The 24,899-nt window shown below is 56.1% G+C and carries 17 protein-coding genes; 12 read left to right on the forward strand and 5 right to left on the reverse strand.

The window, feature by feature from the left end; genetic code table 11:
* Positions 1–128 precede the first annotated feature (128 nt).
* Positions 129–2,888 carry a two-component sensor histidine kinase BarA gene (barA, locus tag ACOTW6_RS21420; RefSeq protein ID WP_062933864.1) on the reverse strand — a complete coding sequence of 920 codons (2,760 nt, stop codon included), beginning with the start codon at positions 2,886–2,888 and terminating at the stop codon, positions 129–131.
* 57 nt (positions 2,889–2,945) lie between these two features.
* Here barA and rlmD point away from each other — a divergent pair, with 57 nt between their 5' ends.
* From rlmD to eno, 5 genes are all read left to right on the forward strand, one after another.
* Positions 2,946–4,244, forward strand: a complete 1,299-nt coding sequence (rlmD, locus tag ACOTW6_RS21425; RefSeq protein ID WP_039269894.1) for a 23S rRNA (uracil(1939)-C(5))-methyltransferase RlmD — start codon at positions 2,946–2,948, stop codon at positions 4,242–4,244.
* A gap of 51 nt (positions 4,245–4,295) precedes the next feature.
* Complete coding sequence (gene relA / locus ACOTW6_RS21430) at positions 4,296–6,527, forward strand: GTP diphosphokinase (protein ID WP_003862722.1); 2,232 nt, start codon at positions 4,296–4,298, stop codon at positions 6,525–6,527.
* Between the two features lie 67 nt (positions 6,528–6,594).
* The gene (gene mazG, locus ACOTW6_RS21435) at positions 6,595–7,386 is read left to right on the forward strand and encodes a nucleoside triphosphate pyrophosphohydrolase (protein ID WP_003862720.1); all 792 of its coding nucleotides are present in this window, start codon (positions 6,595–6,597) and stop codon (positions 7,384–7,386) included.
* 223 nt (positions 7,387–7,609) lie between these two features.
* The gene (gene pyrG / locus ACOTW6_RS21440) at positions 7,610–9,247 is read left to right on the forward strand and encodes a glutamine hydrolyzing CTP synthase (protein ID WP_003862718.1); all 1,638 of its coding nucleotides are present in this window, start codon (positions 7,610–7,612) and stop codon (positions 9,245–9,247) included.
* Between the two features lie 82 nt (positions 9,248–9,329).
* Positions 9,330–10,628, forward strand: a complete 1,299-nt coding sequence (gene eno / locus ACOTW6_RS21445; RefSeq protein ID WP_006811784.1) for a phosphopyruvate hydratase — start codon at positions 9,330–9,332, stop codon at positions 10,626–10,628.
* Between the two features lie 52 nt (positions 10,629–10,680).
* Here the strand turns inward: eno and ACOTW6_RS21450 are convergent, their stop codons facing one another.
* On the reverse strand, positions 10,681–11,505 hold the full coding sequence (locus ACOTW6_RS21450; protein ID WP_213789431.1) for a MurR/RpiR family transcriptional regulator: 825 nt from the start codon (positions 11,503–11,505) through the stop codon (positions 10,681–10,683).
* A 166-nt stretch (positions 11,506–11,671) separates the two neighbouring features.
* Here ACOTW6_RS21450 and ACOTW6_RS21455 point away from each other — a divergent pair, with 166 nt between their 5' ends.
* The 3 genes from ACOTW6_RS21455 to queE are packed head-to-tail and all read left to right on the forward strand — an operon-like array spanning position 11,672 to position 14,664.
* Complete coding sequence (locus tag ACOTW6_RS21455) at positions 11,672–13,231, forward strand: maltose/glucose-specific PTS transporter subunit IIC (protein ID WP_023304337.1); 1,560 nt, start codon at positions 11,672–11,674, stop codon at positions 13,229–13,231.
* The gene (locus ACOTW6_RS21460) at positions 13,231–13,938 is read left to right on the forward strand and encodes an N-acetylmannosamine-6-phosphate 2-epimerase (protein ID WP_062933862.1); all 708 of its coding nucleotides are present in this window, start codon (positions 13,231–13,233) and stop codon (positions 13,936–13,938) included. Before ACOTW6_RS21455 ends, ACOTW6_RS21460 begins: the two co-directional genes overlap by 1 nt.
* 54 nt (positions 13,939–13,992) lie before the next feature.
* Positions 13,993–14,664, forward strand: a complete 672-nt coding sequence (gene queE / locus ACOTW6_RS21465; protein ID WP_006811780.1) for a 7-carboxy-7-deazaguanine synthase QueE — start codon at positions 13,993–13,995, stop codon at positions 14,662–14,664.
* Positions 14,665–14,681: 17 nt separating this feature from the next.
* Here queE and ACOTW6_RS21470 read toward each other — a convergent pair whose 3' ends face one another.
* The gene (locus ACOTW6_RS21470) at positions 14,682–16,079 is read right to left on the reverse strand and encodes an MFS transporter (protein WP_032102901.1); all 1,398 of its coding nucleotides are present in this window, start codon (positions 16,077–16,079) and stop codon (positions 14,682–14,684) included.
* Between the two features lie 27 nt (positions 16,080–16,106).
* A complete protein-coding gene (locus tag ACOTW6_RS21475) occupies positions 16,107–17,276 on the reverse strand; it encodes a M20 aminoacylase family protein (protein WP_062933861.1) in 1,170 nt (389 codons plus the stop codon).
* A 171-nt stretch (positions 17,277–17,447) separates the two neighbouring features.
* Here ACOTW6_RS21475 and ACOTW6_RS21480 point away from each other — a divergent pair, with 171 nt between their 5' ends.
* Positions 17,448–19,802, forward strand: coding sequence for a helix-turn-helix domain-containing protein (locus tag ACOTW6_RS21480; protein ID WP_062933860.1), 2,355 nt, complete (start codon positions 17,448–17,450; stop codon positions 19,800–19,802).
* Here the strand turns inward: ACOTW6_RS21480 and queD are convergent.
* A complete protein-coding gene (gene queD / locus ACOTW6_RS21485; protein WP_116330090.1) occupies positions 19,787–20,152 on the reverse strand; it encodes a 6-carboxytetrahydropterin synthase QueD in 366 nt (121 codons plus the stop codon). The genes ACOTW6_RS21480 and queD overlap by 16 nt on opposite strands.
* 303 nt (positions 20,153–20,455) lie before the next feature.
* Between queD and cysJ the strand changes: the two genes are divergently transcribed.
* Genes cysJ through cysH form a run of 3 tightly spaced genes read left to right on the forward strand, consistent with a single transcriptional unit; the run spans position 20,456 to position 24,723 of the window.
* The gene (gene cysJ, locus ACOTW6_RS21490; protein ID WP_121478630.1) at positions 20,456–22,261 is read left to right on the forward strand and encodes an NADPH-dependent assimilatory sulfite reductase flavoprotein subunit; all 1,806 of its coding nucleotides are present in this window, start codon (positions 20,456–20,458) and stop codon (positions 22,259–22,261) included.
* Positions 22,261–23,973, forward strand: coding sequence for an assimilatory sulfite reductase (NADPH) hemoprotein subunit (cysI, locus tag ACOTW6_RS21495; protein WP_121478631.1), 1,713 nt, complete (start codon positions 22,261–22,263; stop codon positions 23,971–23,973). The genes cysJ and cysI overlap by 1 nt, the downstream gene beginning before the upstream one ends.
* Before the next feature lie 15 nt (positions 23,974–23,988).
* Positions 23,989–24,723 (forward strand): phosphoadenosine phosphosulfate reductase, encoded by a 735-nt coding sequence (cysH, locus tag ACOTW6_RS21500; RefSeq protein ID WP_014885036.1) that lies wholly within the window; start codon positions 23,989–23,991, stop codon positions 24,721–24,723.
* Positions 24,724–24,899: the final 176 nt, after the last annotated feature.

The raw sequence follows: 24,899 nt of genomic DNA on the forward strand, positions 1-24,899 counted from the left end.
AGGTCGGGTCTCAGTCCAGGGCATAGCGAGTCTCCTCTTCTATGCCAGTTATAACTGTTACCCATGTATCCGGTCTAAAGTGTTACCCATGTTTCCGGTTCATACCGAAGCGCCACCGGGCTTTGGTCTTAGCTCCCCAACACCTTCATTGCTTCCCGCGTCACGTTGTCCATCTCGTCCAGCAGCTCCAGGAACTCCGGTTCGAGATCGGATTCTGGCGTACCCGCGCGGAGTTGCTGTTCAAGCAGCTGGCAGAGATTTTTCAACCGCGGTACGCCGCTGTAGCCGCAGCTGCCGTGCAGTTTATGAATGGCTTCCAGCAGTCCTTCGGGGTTTTCACCCACCAGCTGTTCTTCAACCTTGTTACGGATCTCAGGCAGGAAGTCCACCAGCATTTGCAGCATATCGCGGGCCAGATCGGGTTTGCCCGCCGCCTGGCGCAGCGCCAGTTGCCAGTCAAACGTGGCATTCTGGTTAACGCTGATCTCCGGCGATTCAGCTGTAATGGTGTATGTCCCGCCAATGTGCCCCGGCTTGTAGCGCAGCAGCAGGCTGTGCAGCTTCTCTTCATCGATCGGTTTTGCCAGATAATCGTTCATGCCCGCACCCAGCAGTTTCTCCTTTTGCCCCGCCATCGCGTGCGCCGTCACGGCAATCACCGGCGTCTGCTGCTGGTGCGGAAGCTGACGAATCAACTCGCAGGCGCGGATGCCATCCATGCCCGGCATCTGAATATCCATCAGGATCAGGTCGAACTGCATCTGTTTGGCTTGTTCCACGGCTTCGGCGCCGCTGGTACACAGCTCAACGTGCTGAACCTGATCCTCAAGCAGCACGCCAATCAGCTTCAGGTTCGCCGGGTTGTCGTCCACGGCCATCACCGTCATCGGCAGTTTATGTTCATCGTTTTCCAGCGGCAGGGACTGATGCGTCAGACGGCAATATTCGGTCAACGCAGGTAACAGCCGTGTGGCGGTGAGGGGTTTTAGCAGACACGCCGCCGCTCCGTCGTTTTTCAGCTCTTCGGCGTTGATTTGGGCGTGGCACGGCAGCGCCAGCAGCAGGTAATCCGTCATTGAGGCCGCCTTCGCCAGGCGTTCCTGCTGCATGGTCAGTTCTCCGGTAAACGTCACCGGAATCCCTAACAAAAGAATATCGTAATGATCGTTCGCCAGCGCGGAGAAGGTCGGGCTGTAGATGACCTCCAGCGGCGTGCTGCTTAATACATCCAGCGTACACTGCGCCGCCGCGGCGTTCGGTTCCACATAGGCCAGACGCATCCCTTTCAGGCAGCCGGTGAGCGGGCCGTCGGTCTGCACGTTCGGGTTAAGATCAAGGTTGATATGGAACCAGAAGGTTGAGCCCCGGTTAGGCTGGCTGTGGAAGGAGATATCGCCTCCCATCTCTTTCACCAGCTTTTGGGTGATCACCAGCCCCAGGCCCGTTCCGCCGTGACGACGGGAAATGCTCGCATCGGCCTGGCGGAAAGCCTGGAACAGACGCGTCTGATCGCGCTCCGGAATACCAATGCCGGTATCCCGGATCTGTACTTCAATCTGGACTTTGTTATTACTGAGCGCCCTTTTTTCAACGAGAATGTCGATGTTGCCGCTCTCGGTGAACTTAATCGCGTTGCCCACCAGATTGGTAATGACCTGTTGCAGGCGCAGCGGGTCGCCAATGACGTTATCCGGCACATCATTTTTAATATTGAGCGTCAGCTCCAGTCCCTTATCATGCGATGAGTGGGCAAGAAGCGTGACCACGTCATCCAGCGTGCTGCGCAGCGGGAAGGGGATACTCTCCAGAATCAGCTTGCCCGCTTCCAGCTTCGAGAAGTCCAGTACGTCGTTAATAATGGTCAGCAGGTTGTTGGCTGAGCGTTCAATGGTATGCAGATGGTCACGCTGGGTCGGGTTCAGCTCGCTTTTGAGCGTCAGACGGGTGAAGCCAATCACCCCGTTCAGCGGCGTGCGCAGCTCGTGCGACATGTTCGCCAGGAACTCAGACTTAATACGTGCCGCCTCCTGCGCACGTTTTTTCGCCAGATCCAGCTCCACGTTCTGGATCTCCATCTGCTCCAGCGTTTCGCGCAGGTCAGAGGTGGCCTGGTCAACGTTGTGCTGCATCTCTTCGTGATAAGCCGCCAGCGACATCGCCATTGAGTTGATGCCATTTTTCAGCATATCCAGCTCGCCGAGCATAAAGCCTTCCACGCGGCTGTCGAGCTGACCCCGGCGGATCCGGTCAACGGTATTCACCATGTTGCGGATAGGCCCCGTGACGTCGCGCATCAGTCGCCAGCCGAAGATCAGCGCGATGCCGATGCAGAACAGCATCATCACGCCGGAGATGAAAATTTCTTTGTACTGCTGGAGCCGCACCGACTTGAGATCCAGCTCCAGCGCCACATATCCCAGCATATTATTGCTGGACTTCGCATCGGACTGGGCGGATTCGTCGGGTGAATAACTTTCGGAGATAATCGGCGTGCGCAGGATCATGATATCGCCGCGCCGCAACACCGTAAGATGACGCGGGAAGGGGGTACCTTCCGGGATTTTCAGCGACGTGGGGTCCAGATGGAAATTCGAGGTGACGAACAGACGGTTATGCTCATCATAAACGGAAATGGCGCGCACGATCTCTGAATGACGGCGGTGCAGCACGCTGATTAACTGACCAATGGATTCACGGTTTTGCAGGTTCATACCGTACTCGCTGGAGACGGCCAGCGGTTCGATAATGCTGGCCCCGGCATCTTCAAGCTGTCTCTGCAAATCGTTATAGCGATGCACCACAAAGAAAATGCTCAGCAGCAAACCGATGAGAACGGTAGGAGCGAGGATCAAAATCATCATGCGCGCGCGCAGGCTGTAGTTGGTCATGGAGTTCCGTTATGGGACAATCAGGCTAATTATGTTTATTTGAGAACAATCTCGGCGATGGCGCAATTCTACTCTGCAAAACGACGCGTGACGACGCGTCAGATCATAACTGTTGAAGCCACGGACCTCGATCCTTTTGGACAGGGGGTGGCGCGTCACAAGGGTAAGACACTGTTTATCACAGGTTTGCTGCCAGGAGAACGCGCAGATATTACGCTGACGGAAGACAAACGTCAGTATGCGCGCGGTCAGGTCAAGCGCCGTCTTAATGATAGCCCGGAGCGCGTGACGCCTCGCTGCCCCCATTTTGGCGTCTGCGGTGGCTGCCAGCAACAGCATGCCAGCACAGAATTACAGCAAAAAAGTAAAAGCAGCGCGCTGGCCCGCCTGGTCGGACACGACGTGAATGACATCATTGCCGATCGGCCCTGGGGCTACCGTCGCCGCGCTCGCCTGAGCCTCAGCTACCAGCCCAAAACCGAGCGGCTGGAGATGGGTTTTCGCAAAGCCGGCTCCAGCGATATCGTCTCTGTCACGCAGTGCCCTGTTTTGGTGCCCCATCTTGAGGCGTTGCTCCCGGACGTGCACCACTGTCTTGCATCGCTGGATGGCGTGCGTTCGCTGGGCCATGTCGAACTGGTGCTGGCCAACAGTGGCCCGCTGATGGTGCTGCGCCACACCGCGCCGCTGTCAACGGCGGATCGCGAAAAACTGGAACGCTTTTCGCATTCTCATGAGCTTGCGCTTTTCCTCGCGCCGCAAAGCGAGATACTTGAGCAGGTCAGCGGAGAAGCGCCCTGGTATGCGTCAGACGGGCTACGCTTAACGTTCAGCCCGCGGGATTTTATCCAGGTTAACGACGGCGTGAACCAGCAGATGGTGGCGAACGCGCTGGCGTGGCTGGACGTAAAGCCCACTGACCGGGTGCTAGATCTGTTCTGCGGCATGGGGAACTTTACCCTGCCGCTGGCCCGCAAAGCAGCCAGCGTGGTCGGGGTGGAAGGCGTTGAGGCGCTGGTGGCGAAAGGCCAGGAGAACGCCCAACAGAACGGTTTGCAAAATGTGACATTCTTTCATCAAAATCTTGAGGATGATGTCACTCGGCAACCGTGGGCTAAGCAGGGCTTTGATAAGATCCTGCTCGATCCGGCGCGCGCAGGTGCGCCGGGCGTGATGCAGCATATAATTAAACTCGCGCCTGAACGCGTGGTCTATGTTTCCTGTAACCCGGCGACGCTTGCCCGTGACAGCGAAGCATTATTGAGCGGGGGTTACCAGATTCGGCGTCTGGCAATGCTGGACATGTTCCCGCACACTGGTCATCTGGAATCGATGGTGTTGTTCGAGCACATCTAATGAGTTTGGCTTGTCGACTTCGACAGGCCCTTGTCCCTAAAGGAGAGGACGATGGTTGCGGTAAGAAGTGCACATTTAAATAAAGCTGGTGAGTTTGACCCTCAAAAATGGATCGCAAGTCTGGGGATTTCCAGCCAGCAGTCGTGTGAACGCTTAACCGAAACCTGGGCCTATTGTTTACGCACAACGCAGGGGCATCCGGACGCTGAACTGCTGTTGTGGCGCGGCGTGGAGATGGTTGAAATTCTCTCCATGCTGAACATGGACATCGAAACGCTACAGGCCGCACTGCTGTTCCCCCTGGCGGACGCCGACGTGGTGACGGAAGACGTCTTGCGTGAAAGCGTCGGCCAGTCCGTCGTGGCGCTCATCCACGGCGTGCGTGATATGGCAGCCATTCGTCAGCTTAAAGCCGCGCAAACGGACTCTGTCTCTTCCGAGCAGGTGGATAACGTCCGCCGCATGCTGCTGGCGATGGTAGATGATTTCCGCTGCGTGGTTATCAAGCTGGCCGAACGGGTTGCCCATCTGCGTGAAGTGAAGGATGCGCCGGAAGACGAGCGCGTCCTGGCCGCCAAAGAGTGTACGAATATCTATGCGCCGCTGGCGAACCGTCTGGGTATTGGGCAACTGAAGTGGGAGCTGGAAGATTACTGCTTCCGCTATCTGCATCCGGCGGAATACAAACGCATTGCAAAACTGCTGCACGAACGCCGCATTGACCGCGAGCACTATATCGAGGAATTTGTCAGCGGGCTGCGCCAGTCGATGAAAGAGGAGAATGTGCGCGCCGAGGTCTACGGGCGTCCGAAGCACATCTACAGCATCTGGCGCAAAATGCAGAAGAAACACCTCGCCTTTGACGAACTGTTTGACGTGCGCGCCGTACGTATCGTGGCGGAGCGTCTCCAGGACTGTTATGCCGCACTGGGGATAGTACATACTCACTTCCGCCATCTGCCGGATGAGTTCGATGACTACGTCGCCAACCCCAAACCAAACGGCTATCAGTCTATTCATACCGTGGTGCTCGGCCCTGGCGGCAAAACGGTGGAAATTCAGATCCGTACCAAACAGATGCACGAAGACGCCGAGCTGGGCGTGGCGGCGCACTGGAAATACAAAGAGGGTACCTCCGGCGGCGGTCGCTCCGGTCACGAGGATCGTATCGCCTGGCTGCGTAAGCTGATTGCGTGGCAGGAAGAGATGGCTGACTCCGGCGAAATGCTCGACGAAGTGCGCAGTCAGGTCTTCGACGATCGCGTCTACGTCTTTACCCCGAAAGGGGACGTGGTTGATTTGCCGGCAGGCTCCACGCCGCTCGATTTCGCCTACCATATCCACAGCGATGTGGGACACCGTTGCATCGGGGCGAAGATCGGCGGACGTATCGTACCGTTTACCTACCAGCTCCAGATGGGCGATCAGATTGAAATCATCACCCAGAAGCAGCCAAACCCAAGCCGCGACTGGCTGAATCCGAACCTCGGTTACGTTACCACCAGCCGTGGGCGCTCTAAAATCCACGCCTGGTTCCGCAAGCAGGATCGTGACAAGAACATCCTTGCCGGTCGCCAGATCCTGGACGACGAGCTGGAACATATTGGCATCAGCCTGAAAGAGGCGGAGAAATTCCTGCTGCCGCGCTACAACTTCAACGAGCTCGACGAACTGTTAGCGGCGATTGGCGGCGGCGATATCCGCCTGAACCAGATGGTGAACTTCCTGCAAGCGCAGTTCAACAAGCCAAGCGCAGCGGAGCAGGATGCGGCGGCGCTGAAACAACTCCAGCAGAAAACCTATGCTCCGCAGCAGCGCAGCAAGGACAATGGCCGCGTGGTGGTTGAAGGGGTGGGTAACCTCATGCACCATATTGCCCGCTGCTGCCAGCCGATCCCGGGAGACGATATTGTCGGCTTTATCACCCAGGGGCGCGGGATCTCGATTCACCGCTCCGACTGCGATCAGCTTGCAGAGCTGCAATCGCATGCGCCGGAACGGATCGTGGAAGCCGTCTGGGGGGAGAGTTACTCGGCGGGTTACTCGCTGGTGGTACGCGTCACCGCCAACGACCGCAGCGGCCTGCTGCGCGACATCACCACCATTCTCGCCAACGAGAAGGTCAACGTGCTGGGCGTTGCCAGCCGCAGCGATACCCGCGAGCAGCTTGCCACCATCGATATGACTATCGAAATCTATAACCTTCAGGTGCTGGGCCGCGTACTCGGCAAACTGAACCAGGTGCCGGATGTGATTGACGCGCGTCGTCTGCACGGCGGCTAAACATCCTCTTCTGTAGGCCGGGTAAGGCAACGCCGCCACCCGGCTCAGGCATTTAATGGAATCTGTTATGACTCAAATCGACCGCCTGCTTGGCATCATGAAACGCCTGCGCGATCCGGAAAACGGCTGCCCGTGGGATAAAGAGCAGACTTTCGCCACCATTGCGCCTTACACCCTGGAAGAGACCTACGAAGTGCTGGACGCGATTTCGCGCGAAGACTTCGACGATCTGCGCGGTGAGCTGGGCGACCTGCTGTTCCAGGTGGTGTTCTACGCGCAGATGGCGCAGGAAGAGGGGCGCTTTAACTTTGACGATATCTGCGCCGCTATCAGCGACAAGCTGGAGCGTCGTCATCCGCATATTTTTGGCGATGCCTCCGCAGGCAACAGTGCGGAAGTGCTGGCGCGCTGGGAGCAGATCAAAAGCGCCGAACGCGCTGAAAAATCCCAGCACTCGGCGCTGGACGACATTCCCCTGAACCTTCCCGCGCTGATGCGGGCGCACAAAATTCAAAAGCGCTGCTCGGCGGTAGGGTTTGACTGGACCTCTCTCGGCCCGGTGCTGGAAAAAGTGCACGAAGAGATCGACGAAGTGATGCATGAAGCGCAGCAGGCCGTTGTGGATGAAGCAAAGCTGGAAGAGGAGATGGGCGATCTGCTGTTTGCGACCGTCAACCTTTCGCGGCACCTCGGTGTAAAAGCGGAAACCGCCCTGCAAAAAGCGAACATTAAATTCGAACGTCGCTTTCGCGAAGTTGAGCGGATTGTCGCTTCGCGCGGCCTGGAAATGAGCGGGATTGACCTCGACGCGATGGAAGAAGTCTGGCAGGAAGTAAAACGCCAGGAACATGATCTCTAACGAGATTTTGCGATCAAGCGCAATTTGTGTGATTTTTTAAATGACAAGCGCTTGATTTGCGTCAAAAACATTTACTCAAAAGGGGCTATTTTCTCACTCCTTATGTTTGTCATGGCCTGGAGTGGAGACGGAGAATGAAAGTTTGTGGCGCTCGTCGTGTTCGGGTATACTACTTTCCCGTCCTGGTTATTCCATCGTTTCACCCTAACTTCTCAGGTTCAGCATGACAACGAACTATATTTTTGTGACCGGCGGGGTCGTATCCTCTCTGGGTAAAGGCATTGCCGCAGCCTCCCTCGCAGCCATTCTTGAAGCCCGTGGCCTCAATGTGACCATGATGAAACTGGATCCGTACATCAACGTCGATCCTGGCACCATGAGCCCAACCCAACACGGGGAAGTGTTCGTTACTGAAGACGGCGCTGAAACCGATCTGGATCTTGGCCACTACGAGCGTTTCATCCGTACCAAAATGACCCGTCGTAACAACTTTACGACTGGCCGTATCTACTCTGACGTTCTGCGTAAAGAGCGCCGTGGTGACTACCTGGGCGCGACCGTGCAGGTCATCCCACACATCACTAACGCCATTAAAGAGCGTGTTCTTGCCGGTGGCGAAGGGCACGACGTTGTGCTGGTTGAAATCGGCGGTACCGTAGGGGATATCGAATCCCTGCCGTTCCTCGAAGCGATTCGTCAGCTGGCGGTAGATATTGGTCGTGAGCACGCGCTGTTCATGCACCTGACGCTGGTGCCTTACATGGCGGCAGCAGGTGAAGTGAAAACCAAACCGACTCAGCACTCTGTTAAAGAGCTGCTCTCCATCGGTATTCAGCCTGACATCCTGGTTTGCCGTTCCGATCGCGCGATTCCGGCGAACGAACGCGCGAAAATTGCATTATTCTGTAACGTGCCTGAAAAAGCCGTTATTTCAATGAAAGATGTCGATTCCATTTATAAAATCCCGGGCCTGTTGAAATCACAGGGTCTGGACGATTATATTTGTAAACGATTCAGCTTGAACTGTCCGGAAGCTAACCTGTCTGAATGGGAGCAGGTGATTTACGAAGAAGCCAATCCGGGCGGCGAAGTGACTATCGGTATGGTCGGCAAGTACATCGAACTGCCGGATGCCTATAAGTCCGTTATCGAAGCGCTGAAACACGGCGGTCTGAAGAATCGCGTCTCTGTGAACATCAAGCTGATTGATTCGCAGGATGTGGAGACGCGCGGCGTTGAAATTCTTAAAGATCTGGATGCTATCCTCATCCCTGGCGGCTTCGGCTACCGTGGTGTTGAAGGCAAGATCGCCACTGCACGCTATGCGCGTGAAAACAATATTCCATACCTCGGTATCTGCCTGGGTATGCAGGTTGCGCTGATTGAATTTGCGCGCAACGTAGCGGGAATGGAAAACGCGAACTCTACGGAATTTGTGCCAGACTGTAAGTACCCTGTTGTGGCGCTGATTACGGAATGGCGCGACGAAGACGGTAACGTCGAAGTCCGTACCGAGAAGAGCGATCTGGGTGGCACCATGCGTCTTGGCGCACAGGCCTGCCAGCTGTCCGACGATAGCGTAGTACGCAAGCTGTACGGCGAACCGGTCATCACCGAACGCCATCGTCACCGCTATGAAGTCAACAACATGTTGTTGAAACAAATTGAAGCTGCGGGTCTGCGTGTTGCGGGCCGTTCCGGGGATGATCAGTTAGTCGAGATCATCGAAGTGCCTAACCATCCGTGGTTCGTGGCCTGCCAATTCCACCCGGAATTTACTTCAACGCCGCGTGACGGGCATCCGCTGTTTGCAGGCTTCGTGAAAGCCGCCAGCGAGTACCAGAAGCGTCAGGCGAAGTAAAAAAAGTTAGAACGGCAACGCGTACCCTTGGTACGCGTTGTTTGTCTGGAGTTTTAGTTTAACTTGTACTGAGGAAAATCTAATGTCCAAAATCGTTAAAGTCATCGGTCGTGAAATCATCGACTCCCGTGGTAACCCGACCGTTGAAGCTGAAGTTCATCTGGAAGGTGGTTTCGTCGGTATGGCAGCGGCTCCATCAGGTGCTTCTACAGGTTCCCGCGAAGCGCTGGAACTGCGTGATGGCGACAAATCCCGTTTCATGGGCAAAGGCGTACTGAAAGCGGTTGGCGCTGTTAACGGTCCTATTGCTCAGGCTATCGTTGGCAAAGATGCTAAAGATCAGGCTGGCATCGACAAGATCATGATCGATCTGGACGGTACTGAAAACAAATCTAACTTCGGTGCGAACGCAATCCTGGCCGTTTCCCTGGCGAACGCCAAAGCGGCAGCGGCAGCTAAAGGCATGCCACTGTTCGAGCACATCGCTGAACTGAACGGCACCCCAGGCAAATACTCCATGCCTGTACCAATGATGAACATCATCAACGGTGGTGAGCACGCAGACAACAACGTTGATATTCAGGAATTCATGATTCAGCCAGTTGGCGCGAAAACCCTGAAAGAAGCGGTACGTATGGGTTCTGAAGTGTTCCACAACCTGGCTAAAGTTCTGAAAGCTAAAGGCATGAACACGGCTGTTGGTGACGAAGGCGGCTACGCGCCAAACCTGGGTTCTAACGCAGAAGCACTGGCTGTTATCGCTGAAGCGGTTAAAGCAGCAGGCTACGAGCTGGGCAAAGACATCACCCTGGCGATGGACTGCGCAGCATCTGAATTCTACAAAGACGGTAAATACGTTCTGGCTGGCGAAGGCAACAAAGCGTTCACCTCCGAAGAGTTCACCCACTTCCTGGAAGACCTGACCAAACAGTACCCAATCGTTTCTATTGAAGACGGTCTGGACGAGTCTGACTGGGATGGTTTCGCATACCAGACCAAAGTACTGGGCGACAAAATCCAGCTGGTTGGTGACGATCTGTTCGTAACCAACACCAAGATCCTGAAAGAAGGCATCGAGAAAGGCATCGTTAACTCCATCCTGATCAAATTCAACCAGATCGGTTCTCTGACCGAAACGCTGGCTGCGATCAAAATGGCGAAAGACGCTGGCTACACCGCGGTTATCTCTCACCGTTCTGGCGAAACTGAAGATGCTACCATCGCTGACCTGGCTGTTGGTACCGCTGCTGGCCAGATCAAAACCGGTTCTATGAGCCGTTCTGACCGTGTTGCTAAATACAACCAGCTGATTCGTATCGAAGAAGCGCTGGGCGAAAAAGCACCTTACAACGGTCGTAAAGAGATCAAAGGCCAGGCATAAGCCTGAACCTTCGTTCTTATGAAAAAACCCGCTTCGGCGGGTTTTTTGTTTTCTATAGCAGAAGCGGCAACGTGGCGCTTGCCGTTTGCTGGCTAACGTCACCGTAATGGCCGTCTACTGCAATAAGGGAAGTGGTTAGCAGTTCAATCAGCAGCATCACGCCAACCTTGGCATTGAGCGCACCCGCGCTCAGCGGTCCCTCGGGCTTGGCTGCAACCAGCTGTAAATCGCTCAGGGAGGCCAGCGGGCTGCGAGGCGTATTGCTGAGCGCCAGTACCTTAACGCCCCGCTTGCGGGCGAGTTTCACCACGTGAAGCAGATCCCGTGTAGAGCCGGAACTTGAGATGGCCATCACCAGCGTCTCTTTCGAGAGCGTCGTCGCATTCATGGCGGCGCGATGCATATCGCTAAACAGCTGTGCAGGTTTGCCGAGTCGCAGCAGCTTGTAATGCAAATACTCCCCCAGAATTGCGCTGGCCGCCACTCCGTAAATTTGCACTGACTGCGCCTGATGCAGGGCCAGTGTCGCCTGTTCAAGCTGGGCCCGGTCGAGGAGTTTTGCGGTATCTTGCAGCGCCTGGACGGACTCATCCACCACGTTATCTATCGCATCTCCTGCCTGACGCTCCGGCAAACCCTGCTGAATATCCAGTGCAAGCGCCATTTTAAATTCGTTATATCCCTTACAGCCCAGCGTGCGGCAAAGGCGTGTGACGCTGGCCTCGCTGGTGCCGCTTTCACGCGCCAGCTCGGTGATCGTCAGGTAGAGCACTCTGGCAGGATCGTTGAGGACAAACTCCCCCAGTTTTTGTTGTGTTGGGCTGTACCCGGAAGCCTCCTGGCGTAGCTTCAGCAGCAGGTTTTCATGGTCCGACATGCTAGATCCTTAATGCGTTTCTCTGCCAACTAGTGTGGCGGAAAGCGGGGGAGAGATGCCAGTCATTTCGAAAAAGTATGATCGGCGTCCTGGTTTTTGGTGTTAATTTTCACAATTGAAAATATATGTGGTAAAAATTTTCATCAATAACCAGAGGGATAAAAAAATGATGCAAATGTTCAGCGGAGCGTCTTCCGGCGGATGGTTTGAAAAAGCGCAACGCTTTGGCAAATCCTTTATGTTACCTATCGCCATACTGCCCGCAGCAGGTCTGTTGCTAGGGATTGGCGGGGCGCTATCGAATCCGAATACGCTTACCGCGTATCCATTTTTAGACGTTGGCTGGCTACAGGCCATCTTTACCATCATGAGCAGCGCAGGCTCGATTGTGTTTGCAAACCTGTCGGTACTGTTTGCTGTTGGGGTCGCCGTTGGGCTGGCGAAAAATGATAAAGGCACGGCAGGGCTGGCGGCGTTGCTCGCTTATCTGGTGATGAATGCCACTATCAATGCGCTGCTGATCCTGACTGGAAAACTGGCGCATGACAACCCGGGCGCCGTAGGGCAGGGCATGACGCTGGGTATTCAGACGCTTGAAACGGGCGTATTTGGTGGGGTAGTTATTGGGCTGGTGACCTGCGCACTGCATCATCGGTTTAATAAAATCGCGCTTCCGCAATTTCTGGGCTTTTTTGGCGGCTCACGCTTCGTTCCCATTATCAGCTCGCTGGCGGCGATACTCGTCGGCGCGCTGATGACCGTGGTCTGGCCGCATTTTCAGAAGCTGATCTTTGGCCTCGGCGGGCTGGTGGATGCCACCGGCTATCTGGGGACGTTGCTGTACGGCTTCATCCTGCGCATGCTTGGCCCGTTTGGTCTGCACCACATCTTCTATCTTCCGTTCTGGACCACCGCGCTTGGCGGCAGTGAAATTGTTAACGGTCACCTGGTTGAGGGCACGCAGCGGATCTTCTTCGCCCAGCTCGCCGATCCGAACACGCAGCATTTCTATGAGGGCACGTCGCGCTTCATGTCCGGGCGCTTTATTACCATGATGTTTGGTCTGCTCGGCGCGTGTCTGGCGATGTACCACACGGCCAGGCCGGAGAATAAGAAGCGCGTCGCCGGGCTGCTGCTCTCTGCGGCGTTAACCTCATTCCTGACGGGAATTACCGAGCCCATAGAGTTCTCATTCCTGTTTATTGCCCCGGTGCTGTACGTCATTCATGCGCTGTTTGACGGGCTGGCGTTTATGCTCGCGCACATGCTGCACATCACCATCGGACAAACATTCTCCGGCGGGTTTATTGATTTCGTGCTGTTCGGCATTTTGCAGGGGGAAGCGAAAACTAACTGGATGTTCGTCCCGCTGGTGGGCGTACCGTGGTTCTTCCTTTACTACTGTACCTTCCGCTATCTGATCAAACGTTTTGATTTTGCCACGCCGGGCCGTGAAAAGGAGGCGTTGGCTGACGAGGCTACCCTGCCGCAAAGCGAGCGCGCCGCGGCGGTGATCGCCGGGCTGGGAGGAAAAGACAATCTGGATGACGTTGACTGCTGCGCCACGCGCCTTCGCGTCACGGTGAAAGACGGTAGCAAAGTCAATGAATCTGCACTGAAAGCGACCGGCGCGCGCGGCGTAATCGTCCGCGGCAACGGTGTCCAGGTCATCTATGGCCCGCACGTCACCATTATCAAAAACGAAGTGGAAGAGATTTTATCGTAATGAAAACTGTACTGGATAACCTGAAAGGAAAACTGGTCGTCTCCTGCCAGGCGCTGGAAAACGAACCGCTGCACAGCCCGTTTATTATGTCGCGAATGGCGCTGGCGGCGGCCCAGGGCGGAGCCGCGGCGATCCGCGCCAATAGCGTGGTGGATATCGAGGCTATCAAAGGGCTGGTCTCACTGCCGGTCATCGGCATCATCAAACGTGACTATCCGGATAGCGAGGTGTTCATTACCGCGACGCTCAAAGAAGTGGATGAGCTGATGGCGGTCGCGCCGGACATCATTGCGCTGGATGCGACCGCCCGGAAACGGCCCGGTGGCGGATCGCTGGACAAGTTGATCGCGCAGATCCGCGCCCGTTACCCTTCGCTGCTGCTGATGGCGGATATTGCCACCGTACAGGAGGCTGTGACCGCGCAGGCGCTGGGGTTTGATTGCGTCGGAACCACCCTTTACGGTTATACGGCGGAGACCGCCGGCCATTCGCTACCGGAAAATGACTGCGCGTTTTTGAAAGAGGTGCTGTCTGCCGTCACGATCCCTGTGATTGCCGAAGGGAACGTGGATACCCCCGATCGCGCGGCCAGGTGTCTGGCGCTGGGGGCGCACACGGTTGTCGTCGGCGGGGCGATCACCCGACCGCAGCAAATTACGGAACGGTTTATGGCGGCAATTGGCGCGCAAAGCACCGATGGAGCATGATCATCTGACGGGGATCTGCGATACTTATCGTTTATCCCCTTAACAGAGTTGACTATGCAGTACCCGATTAACGAGATGTTCCAGACCCTGCAAGGCGAGGGTTACTTTACCGGCGTTCCCGCTATCTTTATTCGTTTACAGGGATGCCCGGTTGGCTGCGCCTGGTGTGATACCAAACATACGTGGGATAAGCTCGCAGATCGGGAAGTGTCGCTGTTCAGCATTCTGGCGAAAACCAAAGAGAGCGATAAATGGGGCGCGGGCAGCGCGGAAGATCTGCTTGCCATTATTGGTCGTCAGGGCTGGACGGCGCGGCATGTGGTGATCACCGGCGGGGAACCCTGCATTCACGATCTGATGCCGCTCACCGAACTGCTTGAGAAGAACGGCTATAGCTGTCAGATCGAAACCAGCGGCACCCATGAAGTGCGCTGCTCCCATTCAACGTGGGTCACGGTTTCACCAAAAGTGAATATGCGTGGCGGGTATGACGTACTGTCGCAGGCGCTTGAGCGTGCTGATGAGATCAAACATCCGGTGGGGCGCGTGCGTGACATCGAAGCGCTGGACGAACTGCTGGCGACGCTGACGGACGAAAAGCAGCGCGTTATCGCGCTACAGCCTATCAGCCAGAAAGACGATGCGACCCGTCTGTGCATTGAAACCTGTATCGCCCGCAACTGGCGGCTGTCGATGCAGACGCACAAATATCTGAACATTGCCTGATACTTTTGTGGCCCCGCTTAACGCGGGGCTTTTGTTGTTGGCAGTAAAGCCCAGGTCACGACTGCCGACCCAAGGCAAATCGCACTGTTGAAAAGCAAGGCATACTGCGCGGCACTGGCCGTTCCCATCGGCAGCCATAGCGCGTACAGCGATGCGGTGACCGCGATCCCCATAGCGCCGCCCAGGGAACTGCCCATCTTATAGATCCCTGAAGCCACCCCCACTTTGTTTTCAGGGGCATTCATTACCGCCGTGTCCGTTGAGGGCGTGGCGTAACATCCGAGCCCCAGCCCGAATAAAATATTGCTCAGAAAAACGGTGACAATGTAGACCTCTTTGCTTAAGAAGGTGCATGAAATCAGCGAAATACCTGTTGCGGTCAGCAGCGGGCCGGTCATCATCGGCAGCCTGGCGCCATAGCGCTGAAGCAGTTTTTCACCCACCCGGATCATCGCCAGTACGGTAACCAGATACCCCAGCGTCATCATGCCGGTCTGTAGCGGTGACAGATGATGGCCTTGCTGCAACCAGATGCTGGCGATCATCATGGTGCCAATGCAGCCGTTGAGCAGGAAATTTGAGAATACCGAGGCGCTGTAGGCCCGGTTTTTAAACAGGGCGAAATCGATCAGCGCCGCATCGCCTTTCCGCCGCCCGGTAACGACAAAACACATCAGTGCAATCACGGCTCCACACAGTACAAGAAGCGATAAACTGCTGCTCCAGCCCCAGCTGTGTCCTTTACTGATAAACAGATTGAACAGCACCAGCATAAGGACAAAACTCACCAGGCCGCTGATATCCAGTTTGTGTCGACACGCATCAGGGCTGCGGCTTTCCGGCGTGGCGCGGATAAGCAATAGCGCGACCAGCGCTACCACCATCGACAGAATAAAAATCCAGCGCCAGCCCAGCGTGGTGGCGATGGCGCCTCCCACAAACGAGCTCAGGCCACTCCCGCCCCATGAACCGATAACCCAGAAACTGATTGCGCGCTGGCGTGCTTTACCTTCATACCAGGTTTTAATCAGCGCCAGCGTGGCGGGCATGATGCAGGCCGCTGATAGCCCCTGTATCGCTCTTCCCAACAGAAACAGGACGGGCTCCCATGAAATGAACAGCAGACCACTCCCGATCATGCTCAGGATCAGGCCAATCATGGTCAGGCGCATGCGCCCAAACTTATCGGCAAACCCACCGCAGGCAACGACAAAACAGCCGCTGAACAACGCGCTCAGGCTGACGGCCAGCGTAAGGGTTTCGAGGGCAATATCGAGGCTGTTCTGCATGGCCGGAACCACGTTGATAACCGACTGGGCAAACAGCCAGAATGTCAGAACGCTCATGACGATACCCGCCAGCAGCCGATCGTTACCGGCGTAGGCGGATGCGCCTGTCAGGGAAACGGTACTCATAGTGCAGCCCTCCCGGGAAGGTGCGAATCAGTGCAGATAGTGTTCGGTCAGTGCGGCCCACAGCGCCGCGCCGGTGAGGAGAATGTTGTCGTTAAAGTCGTAGCCCGGGTTATGTACCATGCAGCGGTCAGGCTCATCCCCGGCGCCAAGGGTGAAATAGCAGCCATTGGGATTTTTCTCGAGCATAAAAGCAAAGTCTTCGCTGCCCATAAACGCATTCACCTCCGCGACGGCATCCTGACCGAACAGATCGATGGCGACGTTGCGCACCATCTCATTGGCTTGCGGATTGTTTTTCAGCACCGGGCTGCCGTTAATGTGTCGAATGGTGGCCGTCGCATTGAAACTTTCCGCCTGTGCAACGGCGATATCATGGATACGCTGTAGCACGGTTTGCCGCACGCGTTCATCCAGCGTGCGCACGGTAAGTTTCATCAATACTTTGTCGTTGATAATGTTAGGGGCATGTCCGGCCTGAATGCTGCCTACGGTAACGACGGCTGGCTGGAAAGGGGTAATGTTGCGCGAAACTATCGACTGCAACGCGATAGTGATATGGCAGGCAACCAGGGTGGCGTCAACGGTATGTTCTGGCACCGCACCGTGCCCCCCCACGCCGTTAACTTCAATATGAAGAGTGTCGGAAGAGGCCATCATGGCGCCATCGCGCAGACCAATTTTTCCGAGGGGCTGTGACGGCATATTATGCAGACCAAAGATGTGGTCGCAGGGGAACAGGTCAAACAAACCGTCCTCTACCATAACGCGTCCGCCATAAAGAAGTTCTTCCGCGGGCTGAAAAATAAGGTGCAGCGTGCCGTTAAAATTGCGGGTGCGTGCCAGGTACTCCGCTGCATACAGGAGCGTTGTGGTGTGGCCGTCATGACCGCAGCCGTGGAATTTACCCTCAACGGTACTGCTCCACGCCTTGCCGTTGTTTTCCTGCATTGGCAGCGCATCCATATCGGCGCGCAGGCCCAGGCGTTTATGCCCGTTACCCACCTTCAGTGTGCCGACCACACCGGTTTTCGCCAGGCCGCGATGAACCTCATATCCCCATTCCTGAAGCAGCGCTGCAACGCGATCGCTCGTGTTGTGCTCCTCAAAACCAATTTCTGGATGCTGATGAAAATAGCGACGTAATTCAGTGAACCGAGCTTCGTTGCCACGCAGAGCTTCGATAATGGGATGTGTCATTTTTGTTATCCTTTTTCTGCCAAACGATGATAATTTCGAGTCTATGACGATCGTCCCGCCTGAAAATGCATTTTTTTGTTGTAAAGCGACGGCTTTGTTTTGATTGTTTTTCATACAATTCAGTTATGACAAAAAAGATCAGGTCATTATTTGTCTTTGGTGAGGGGTAAGATGGCGCAACGGGGAGATGAATTTTGGATAGAGATTCAGGACATTCGCCACTGCGTGGAGGATGAAGGCGATACGCTAACGTTGCTCTGGGTGCTGGAAGGGCGGGCAGAGCTGAACACCGATGTGGGACGTGACATCCTGGAGGCCAATACCCTTGCCATTATCAACCGTCATCGGCGCTGGCAATTCACGAGCGAAACGGCAAATGTCACCCTGCGCGTAACCCTTTCCGGGCGCTGGGTCGTCCAGCTCTGCAATGATTTTTTTGCCCATGATTATGCTGTACCGGCAGAAGCCGGAGGCGTCTGGCCCCAATGCGATGCGCTTCGCGATCTGCTGCGCCAGCTTCTTGTGGTCACTCTCATCAACGACCCGCACCGCTACCGGCTGGAGGCGTACCGCTGGCTGAGCGAGATATTGCTGTTGCTGACCAGCCGCTTTCAACAGCCCGCCCGTATGCTGTCCCGGGAATTTTCCTCAGCGCACAGCAAACGCATCGCCCGGGTGATAGAGCGGATCAATGCCAGTTATTCCCGCCGTATTACGCTTGCGGAAATCGCCGCGAGTGAATATGTCTCTGAAGCCTGGCTCTCTCGTCTCTTTCGTAAGGAGGTGGGGATCAGTTTCATGCAGTACATCACCCACCTGCGGCTGGAAAAGGCGGCTGACGCTCTCCGGCTGACGAACCGACCGCTGCACCAGATTGCGCTTGAGCAGGGTTTCGCCAGCACGCGCATGATGAGCGATCGGTTCAGGCGTGTTCACAATATGTCTCCGGGCGAGTTTCGTAAGGCCCGGCGCCAGCACCCGGAGGCGGCACGTATTCGGACGGACAGGCGTGAGCAGCGCTATCCGGTCGCCGTGGACAAGCTGTTTAGCCTGCTCAATGAACCGGTGGCGCGCGGTTGGGGAGCCTCGCCGCTCATCGTTCACCCGCAGCAGGAGCAGAGACTGGATCTTGAGCAGCTCAATCCTCTTTCTGCCTCGCTGCGTCGTATGCGGGTGGTCATTACCCTGCGTGAGCTTGACGATTTGCTGCGGGAGGACGTTCGACAAAATCTGGAGGCGATAAATGAGGCCATTCCCATAGAGGGAATTGATATCGCCGAACCTTTTCTCAGCAGTCGTCTGTTTGCCACCGGGTGGGATGACCCCCAGATGGCGGGCTACGCCTGCTGGTACAATCTGCATCAGATTTTCACCTGGCTGGCAAAAAAGCAGTGGACGGTGCTACTGCACACCGGCGTAACGACCCGCCGCGATCTTCTCACCCGCTTTTTACAACAGTCAGTTAATCATTTTTCGCCAGAGATCACCGCAGGCTGGCATTTCGTCATGCACTGGTCAACACAGGCGAGTGAGGAGAGCCGGGAGCAGGTCTGGCTGGCCCAGCAAAAGGCGATACGAACTTATCTTCCGCAGGCAAAGTTTGGTTTATGGCACCGATTTGCCCCCGTCAGCGCGGGCGTAAGCGAGGATACCCTGTTCAGTTCAGCCATCCTGATGCAGGCCGATTTTCTTGCCTGTTCTGCCGATGCCAATGAGCTTCTCGATCCCGCGCAGCTGGAGCCAGCCCCTCTCTCCTCAACGGAAAATTATCCGATACTGAAGGTCCGCCAGATCCTCGCCGCCCTTCGCCTGCGTAAATGTTCGCTTCCCGTCTGGCTTCTCTCCTGGAATACCCTCACCGGCAACACACGGGCGACAAACGGCTGGTTTTTTCGTGGGGCGCTGCTGATGCAGAACCTGCTCGGGCTTTCGGAGCAGGTCTGGCTGGCGGGATTCTGGCTCAATTCGGGCCTTCAGGGAGAAGCCCGTGCGAACAACACCATCGATACCTCAAGCCTGGCGCTACAGTATAACCATGGTCTGCCGCGTCCGGTTTATTGGGTTCTCTGGCTCTGGCAACGTCTGCGGGGCGAGGTGCTGGTCAATGATAAGCGTGTCCTGCTTACGCGCCATCGCAATGGTTATCAGCTGTTGCTGCGAAATGTGGTGGTTTTTAATCCGCTCCTTTCCAGTGAAGAAGCCTTCATCCAGCGTTTTCGCCAGCAGTATCATTTACACCTGAAGGGAATGCGCGGTAAATGGAGAATTAAATGCCATCTGTTTGATCAGCACAACGGCGCGCTCTATCCGTTACTTGAAGGGGTTGGCAGCGAAAGCGGCCCTGATGAAGAGATGTGGCGCTGGATAGCGCATAAAGCGCGTCCAACGCTTTCCGTACGCGATGAACGCCTTTATGACGGCTGGCAACTGACTGAATCACTGGAGAGTAATGCGCTGGTGCTCTACGAGTTTACGCCGCTCGTGCCTCGTGAGACCGCAACGGAGGAGATTCACTCCCCGTGGTAGACGCAGCCTGCCGTGCAGGTCTCTTTGATCATCACCGCGCTCAGCAGCGGTACCAGCGGTTTCATCTGATCCCAAATCCATTTTGCCAGCACTTCGCTGGTCGGGTTTTCAAGGCCCGGAATATCATTTAGATAGTAATGATCGAGACGATCGTAGGTCGGCTTAAACGCGGCCTTCAGTTCGGCAAAGTCCATGATCCAGCCCGTATGGGGATCGACTTCACCGGTGATTTCAAGACGCACCATAAACGAGTGTCCATGCAGGCGGCCACATTTGTGCCCGGCAGGAACGTGTGGAAGGTGGTGTGCGGCTTCGAAGGTGAAATCTTTAAACAGTGTGGTGGACATCATAGCTCTCAGGAATGCGGAAAAAACCGCCGCATAGTACCGGAAAGCACAATTTTTATCATTAACTAAAACGGCTCTGAACGGTCACCGCCTCGTATTCATGGTGTTTATCGGCTTTTATTCTTTTATTTCAGATAGTTATTTAATCGCTTTTATCGTTAAGAACGATAACTAAAACAGGTTAGTCCATTTGGTTATTTATTATTTCCATCCCTTCTTTAATTGTTATTATCCCCGCCGTTAACCTTATCTTCAGTTTGGATTTATTCGCTTAAAGTCCGCTTTGCTACTGGAACATAACGACGCATGACAACACAGGCCCCACCTTCAAATTTGCTTCCCCTTAACCCGGAGCAACTGGCGCGCCTCCAGGCCGCGACTTCCGATTTTTCACCCACCCAGCTCGCCTGGGTCTCCGGCTATTTCTGGGGAATGCTCAATCAGCAGCCGGGTGCTGTGGCTGGCGTCCCGCCAACGGCCGTTGAAATTCCTGCCATCACGCTTATCTCCGCTTCGCAAACGGGTAATGCCCGTCGTGTGGCCGAAGCGCTGCGTGATGACCTGCTCGCCGCGAAGCTGAACGTTAACCTGGTCAACGCCGGGGATTATAAATTCAAACAGATCGCGTCAGAAAAACTGCTGGTGGTGGTGGCGTCAACGCAGGGGGAAGGCGAGCCTGCGGAAGAAGCCGTCGCGCTGCATAAGTTCCTGTTCTCGAAAAAAGCGCCCAGGCTGGAGGGCACCGCCTTTGCCGTCTTCGGCCTCGGTGATACGTCCTATGAATTTTTCTGCCAGTCCGGTAAAGACTTCGACAGCAAGCTGGCGGAGCTGGGTGCAGAGCGCCTGCTGGATCGCGTAGACGCTGATGTCGAATACCAGGCCGCCGCCGCCGAATGGCGGGCGCGCATCGTTGAGGTGCTGAAGGCCCGCGTCCCGAAAGAGACGCCAGCGCAGGCCGCCGTTACCGCAGCGGGCACCGTTAACGAAATCCACACCAGCCCTTACACGAAAGAGGCGCCGCTGACGGCGAGCCTGTCGGTAAACCAGAAAATCACGGGCCGTGATTCGGAAAAAGACGTGCGCCATATCGAAATCGATCTCGGTGACTCCGGCCTGCGTTATCAGCCTGGCGATGCGCTGGGTGTCTGGTATCAGAACGATCCGGCGCTGGTGAAAGAGCTGGTCGAGCTGCTGTGGCTGAAAGGCACGGAGTCGGTCCAGGTGGAAGGTAAAACCTTACCACTCTCTGAGGCGCTTCAGTGGCATTTCGAGCTGACGGTGAACACCGCCAACATCGTTGAAAACTACGCCACCTTAACGCGCAGCGAGTCCCTTCTGCCGCTGGTGGGGGACAAGGCGAAGTTACAGCATTACGCCGCGACGACGCCGATTGTCGATATGGTGCGTTTCTCCCCGGCACAGCTGGATGCCGACGCGCTGATCGGCCTGCTGCGTCCGCTAACGCCGCGTCTTTACTCCATCGCCTCCTCACAGGCGGAAGTGGAAAACGAAGTCCACATCACCGTTGGCGTGGTGCGTTACGACATCGAAGGCCGCGCGCGGGCGGGTGGGGCGTCGGGCTTCCTGGCCGACCGCGTGGAAGAAGAGGGCGAGGTGCGCGTCTTTATCGAGCACAACGACAACTTCCGTCTGCCGGCGAACCCGGAAACACCGGTGATCATGATTGGCCCGGGCACCGGCATCGCACCGTTCCGCGCCTTTATGCAGCAGCGTGCAGCGGACGAGGCACCGGGTAAAAACTGGCTGTTCTTCGGCAACCCGCATTTTACTGAAGATTTCCTCTACCAGGTTGAATGGCAGCGCTACGTCAAAGAGGGCGTGCTGACCCGCATCGATCTGGCCTGGTCCCGCGATCAGAAAGAAAAAGTATACGTACAAGACAAACTGCGCGAACAGGGCGCAGAGCTGTGGCGCTGGATCAATGACGGCGCCCACATTTATGTCTGCGGCGACGCCAATCGCATGGCGAAAGACGTTGAGCAGGCACTGCTGGAAGTGATTGCCGAATTCGGCGGTATGGATGCCGAAACGGCGGATGAATTTTTAAGTGAGCTGCGCGTAGAGCGCCGTTATCAGCGAGATGTCTACTAATGAGCGAAAAACATCCTGGCCCACTGGTGGTCGAAGGCAAACTGTCTGATGCCGAGCGCATGAAGGTAGAGAGCAACTACCTGCGCGGTACCATTGCCGAAGATTTAAATGACGGCCTGACCGGCGGTTTCAAAGGCGACAACTTCCTGCTGATCCGTTTCCACGGTATGTACCAGCAGGACGACCGCGATATCCGCGCCGAACGTGCCGAGCAGAAGCTGGAGCCGCGTCATGCGATGCTGCTGCGCTGCCGCCTGCCGGGTGGCATCATCACCACCAAACAGTGGCAGGCTATCGACAAGTTTGCCGCTGAAAACACGATTTACGGCAGCATCCGTCTGACTAACCGTCAGACCTTCCAGTTCCACGGCATTCTGAAGAAGAACGTCAAGCCGGTGCACCAGATGCTGCACTCCGTGGGTCTGGACGCGCTGGCGACCGCCAACGACATGAACCGTAACGTGCTCTGCACCTCGAACCCGTATGAGTCCGAGCTGCACGCCGAAGCGTACGAGTGGGCGAAGAAGATCTCCGAGCACCTGCTGCCACGCACCCGTGCCTATGCGGAGATCTGGCTCGATCAGGAGAAAGTCGCGACCACGGACGAAGAGCCGATCCTCGGTCAGACCTACCTGCCGCGTAAATTCAAGACTACGGTGGTGATCCCGCCGCAGAACGATATCGACCTGCACGCCAACGACATGAACTTCGTGGCGATTGCCGAAAACGGCAAGCTGGTCGGCTTTAACCTGCTGGTGGGCGGCGGTTTGTCCATCGAGCACGGGAACAAGAAAACCTACGCCCGCACCGCGAGCGAGTTCGGCTTCCTGCCGCTGGAGCACACGCTGGCCGTGGCTGAGGCGGTGGTTACTACCCAGCGCGACTGGGGTAACCGTACCGACCGTAAAAACGCGAAAACCAAATATACCCTGGAGCGCGTAGGCGTCGAGACGTTCAAAGAAGAAGTGGAGCGTCGCGCGGGCATCAAGTTTGAGCCGATCCGCCCTTACGAATTCACCGGTCGCGGCGATCGCATCGGCTGGGTTAAAGGTATCGACAATAAATGGCACCTGACGCTGTTTATCGAAAACGGCCGTATTCTGGATTATCCGGGCCGTCCGCTGAAAACCGGCCTGCTGGAAATTGCGAAGATCCACAAAGGCGAGTTCCGTATTACCGCCAACCAGAACCTGATCGTCGCCAGCGTGCCGGAAAGCGATAAGGCGAGAATTGAAGAGCTGGCGCGCGAGCACGGGTTGATGAATGCGGTTAAACCGCAGCGTGAAAACTCAATGGCCTGCGTGTCGTTCCCGACCTGTCCGCTGGCGATGGCCGAAGCCGAGCGTTTCCTGCCGTCCTTCACTGATAAAGTGGAAGCGATTCTGGAAAAACACGGGATTCCGGACGAGCATATTGTTATGCGCGTGACGGGCTGTCCGAACGGCTGCGGTCGCGCGATGCTGGCCGAACTCGGTCTGGTAGGGAAAGCGCCGGGTCGCTATAACCTGCACCTGGGCGGTAACCGTATCGGGACGCGTATTCCGCGTATGTTCCGCGAGAACATCACCGAGCCGGAAATTCTCGATTCCCTCGACGTGCTTATCGGACGCTGGGCGAAAGAGCGCGAAGCGGATGAAGGCTTCGGCGACTTTACGGTACGTGCGGGCATCATTCGCCCGGTGCTCGATCCCGCAAGGGATTTCTGGGAATAACCACGAGAGGTAACTATGTCCGTACTCGATCTAAACGCCCTTAATGAGCTGCCAAAAGTCGAACGCATTCTGGCCCTGGCAGAAACCAACGCCCAACTGGAAAAACTCGACGCCGAAGGGCGCGTGGCGTGGGCGCTGGAAAACCTGCCGGGTGACTATGTGCTGTCGTCAAGCTTTGGCATCCAGGCGGCGGTCAGCCTGCACCTGGTGAATCAGATCCGTCCGGATATTCCGGTGATCCTCACCGATACGGGCTATCTGTTCCCGGAAACCTATCAGTTTATTGATGAACTGACGGATAAGCTCAGGCTGAACCTCAAAGTCTACCGTGCGACGGAAAGCGCGGCCTGGCAGGAGGCGCGTTACGGTAAGCTGTGGGAGCAGGGCGTAGAGGGCATTGAGAAATACAATGAGATCAACAAAGTTGAGCCAATGAACCGGGCGCTGAAAGAGCTGAACGCTCAGACCTGGTTCGCGGGCCTGCGCCGCGAGCAGTCCGGGAGCCGGGCCACGCTGCCGGTGCTGGCGGTGCAGCGCGGGGTGTTCAAAGTGCTGCCGATTATCGACTGGGATAACCGCACGGTGTACCAGTATCTGCAAAAGCACGGGCTGAAGTACCATCCGCTGTGGGATCAAGGATACCTGTCGGTAGGCGACACCCACACCACGCGTAAATGGGAACCGGGAATGGCGGAAGAAGAGACGCGATTCTTTGGGCTGAAGCGTGAGTGCGGGCTGCACGAAGGGTAATGTTTTTTCGCCCGGTGGCGCTGCGCTTACCGGGCCTACAACGGCTTAATTCTCCCTCTCCCCGTGGGTGGTTCCCCAGTAATTTGAAAGCAAAAGCGATAACGTTGCCTCAGAATAACTGAGGGCTTTCAGCGATGCCTCGGTCCGGCTGTAAATCGCTGAGGCGTTTCCTGTAG

The sequence above is a fragment of the Enterobacter cloacae complex sp. IR5403 genome (assembly GCF_049238705.1).
Taxonomy (GTDB): domain Bacteria; phylum Pseudomonadota; class Gammaproteobacteria; order Enterobacterales; family Enterobacteriaceae; genus Enterobacter; species Enterobacter hormaechei_C.

Excerpts from the sequence above, each read along its gene's own strand:
- relA (WP_003862722.1), top strand. The coding sequence starts at position 4,296 with ATGGTTGCGGTAAGAAGTGCACATTTAAATAAAGCTGGTGAGTTTGAC.
- ACOTW6_RS21480 (WP_062933860.1), top strand. The coding sequence starts at position 17,448 with ATGGCGCAACGGGGAGATGAATTTTGGATAGAGATTCAGGACATTCGC.
- queD (WP_116330090.1), bottom strand. The coding sequence starts at position 20,152 with ATGATGTCCACCACACTGTTTAAAGATTTCACCTTCGAAGCCGCACAC.
- cysI (WP_121478631.1), top strand. The coding sequence starts at position 22,261 with ATGAGCGAAAAACATCCTGGCCCACTGGTGGTCGAAGGCAAACTGTCT.
- ACOTW6_RS21470 (WP_032102901.1), bottom strand. The coding sequence starts at position 16,079 with ATGAGTACCGTTTCCCTGACAGGCGCATCCGCCTACGCCGGTAACGAT.
- ACOTW6_RS21460 (WP_062933862.1), top strand. The coding sequence starts at position 13,231 with ATGAAAACTGTACTGGATAACCTGAAAGGAAAACTGGTCGTCTCCTGC.
- rlmD (WP_039269894.1), top strand. The coding sequence starts at position 2,946 with ATGGCGCAATTCTACTCTGCAAAACGACGCGTGACGACGCGTCAGATC.
- eno (WP_006811784.1), top strand. The coding sequence starts at position 9,330 with ATGTCCAAAATCGTTAAAGTCATCGGTCGTGAAATCATCGACTCCCGT.
- ACOTW6_RS21455 (WP_023304337.1), top strand. The coding sequence starts at position 11,672 with ATGATGCAAATGTTCAGCGGAGCGTCTTCCGGCGGATGGTTTGAAAAA.
- pyrG (WP_003862718.1), top strand. The coding sequence starts at position 7,610 with ATGACAACGAACTATATTTTTGTGACCGGCGGGGTCGTATCCTCTCTG.
- ACOTW6_RS21450 (WP_213789431.1), bottom strand. The coding sequence starts at position 11,505 with ATGTCGGACCATGAAAACCTGCTGCTGAAGCTACGCCAGGAGGCTTCC.
- cysH (WP_014885036.1), top strand. The coding sequence starts at position 23,989 with ATGTCCGTACTCGATCTAAACGCCCTTAATGAGCTGCCAAAAGTCGAA.
- mazG (WP_003862720.1), top strand. The coding sequence starts at position 6,595 with ATGACTCAAATCGACCGCCTGCTTGGCATCATGAAACGCCTGCGCGAT.
- queE (WP_006811780.1), top strand. The coding sequence starts at position 13,993 with ATGCAGTACCCGATTAACGAGATGTTCCAGACCCTGCAAGGCGAGGGT.
- barA (WP_062933864.1), bottom strand. The coding sequence starts at position 2,888 with ATGACCAACTACAGCCTGCGCGCGCGCATGATGATTTTGATCCTCGCT.
- ACOTW6_RS21475 (WP_062933861.1), bottom strand. The coding sequence starts at position 17,276 with ATGACACATCCCATTATCGAAGCTCTGCGTGGCAACGAAGCTCGGTTC.
- cysJ (WP_121478630.1), top strand. The coding sequence starts at position 20,456 with ATGACAACACAGGCCCCACCTTCAAATTTGCTTCCCCTTAACCCGGAG.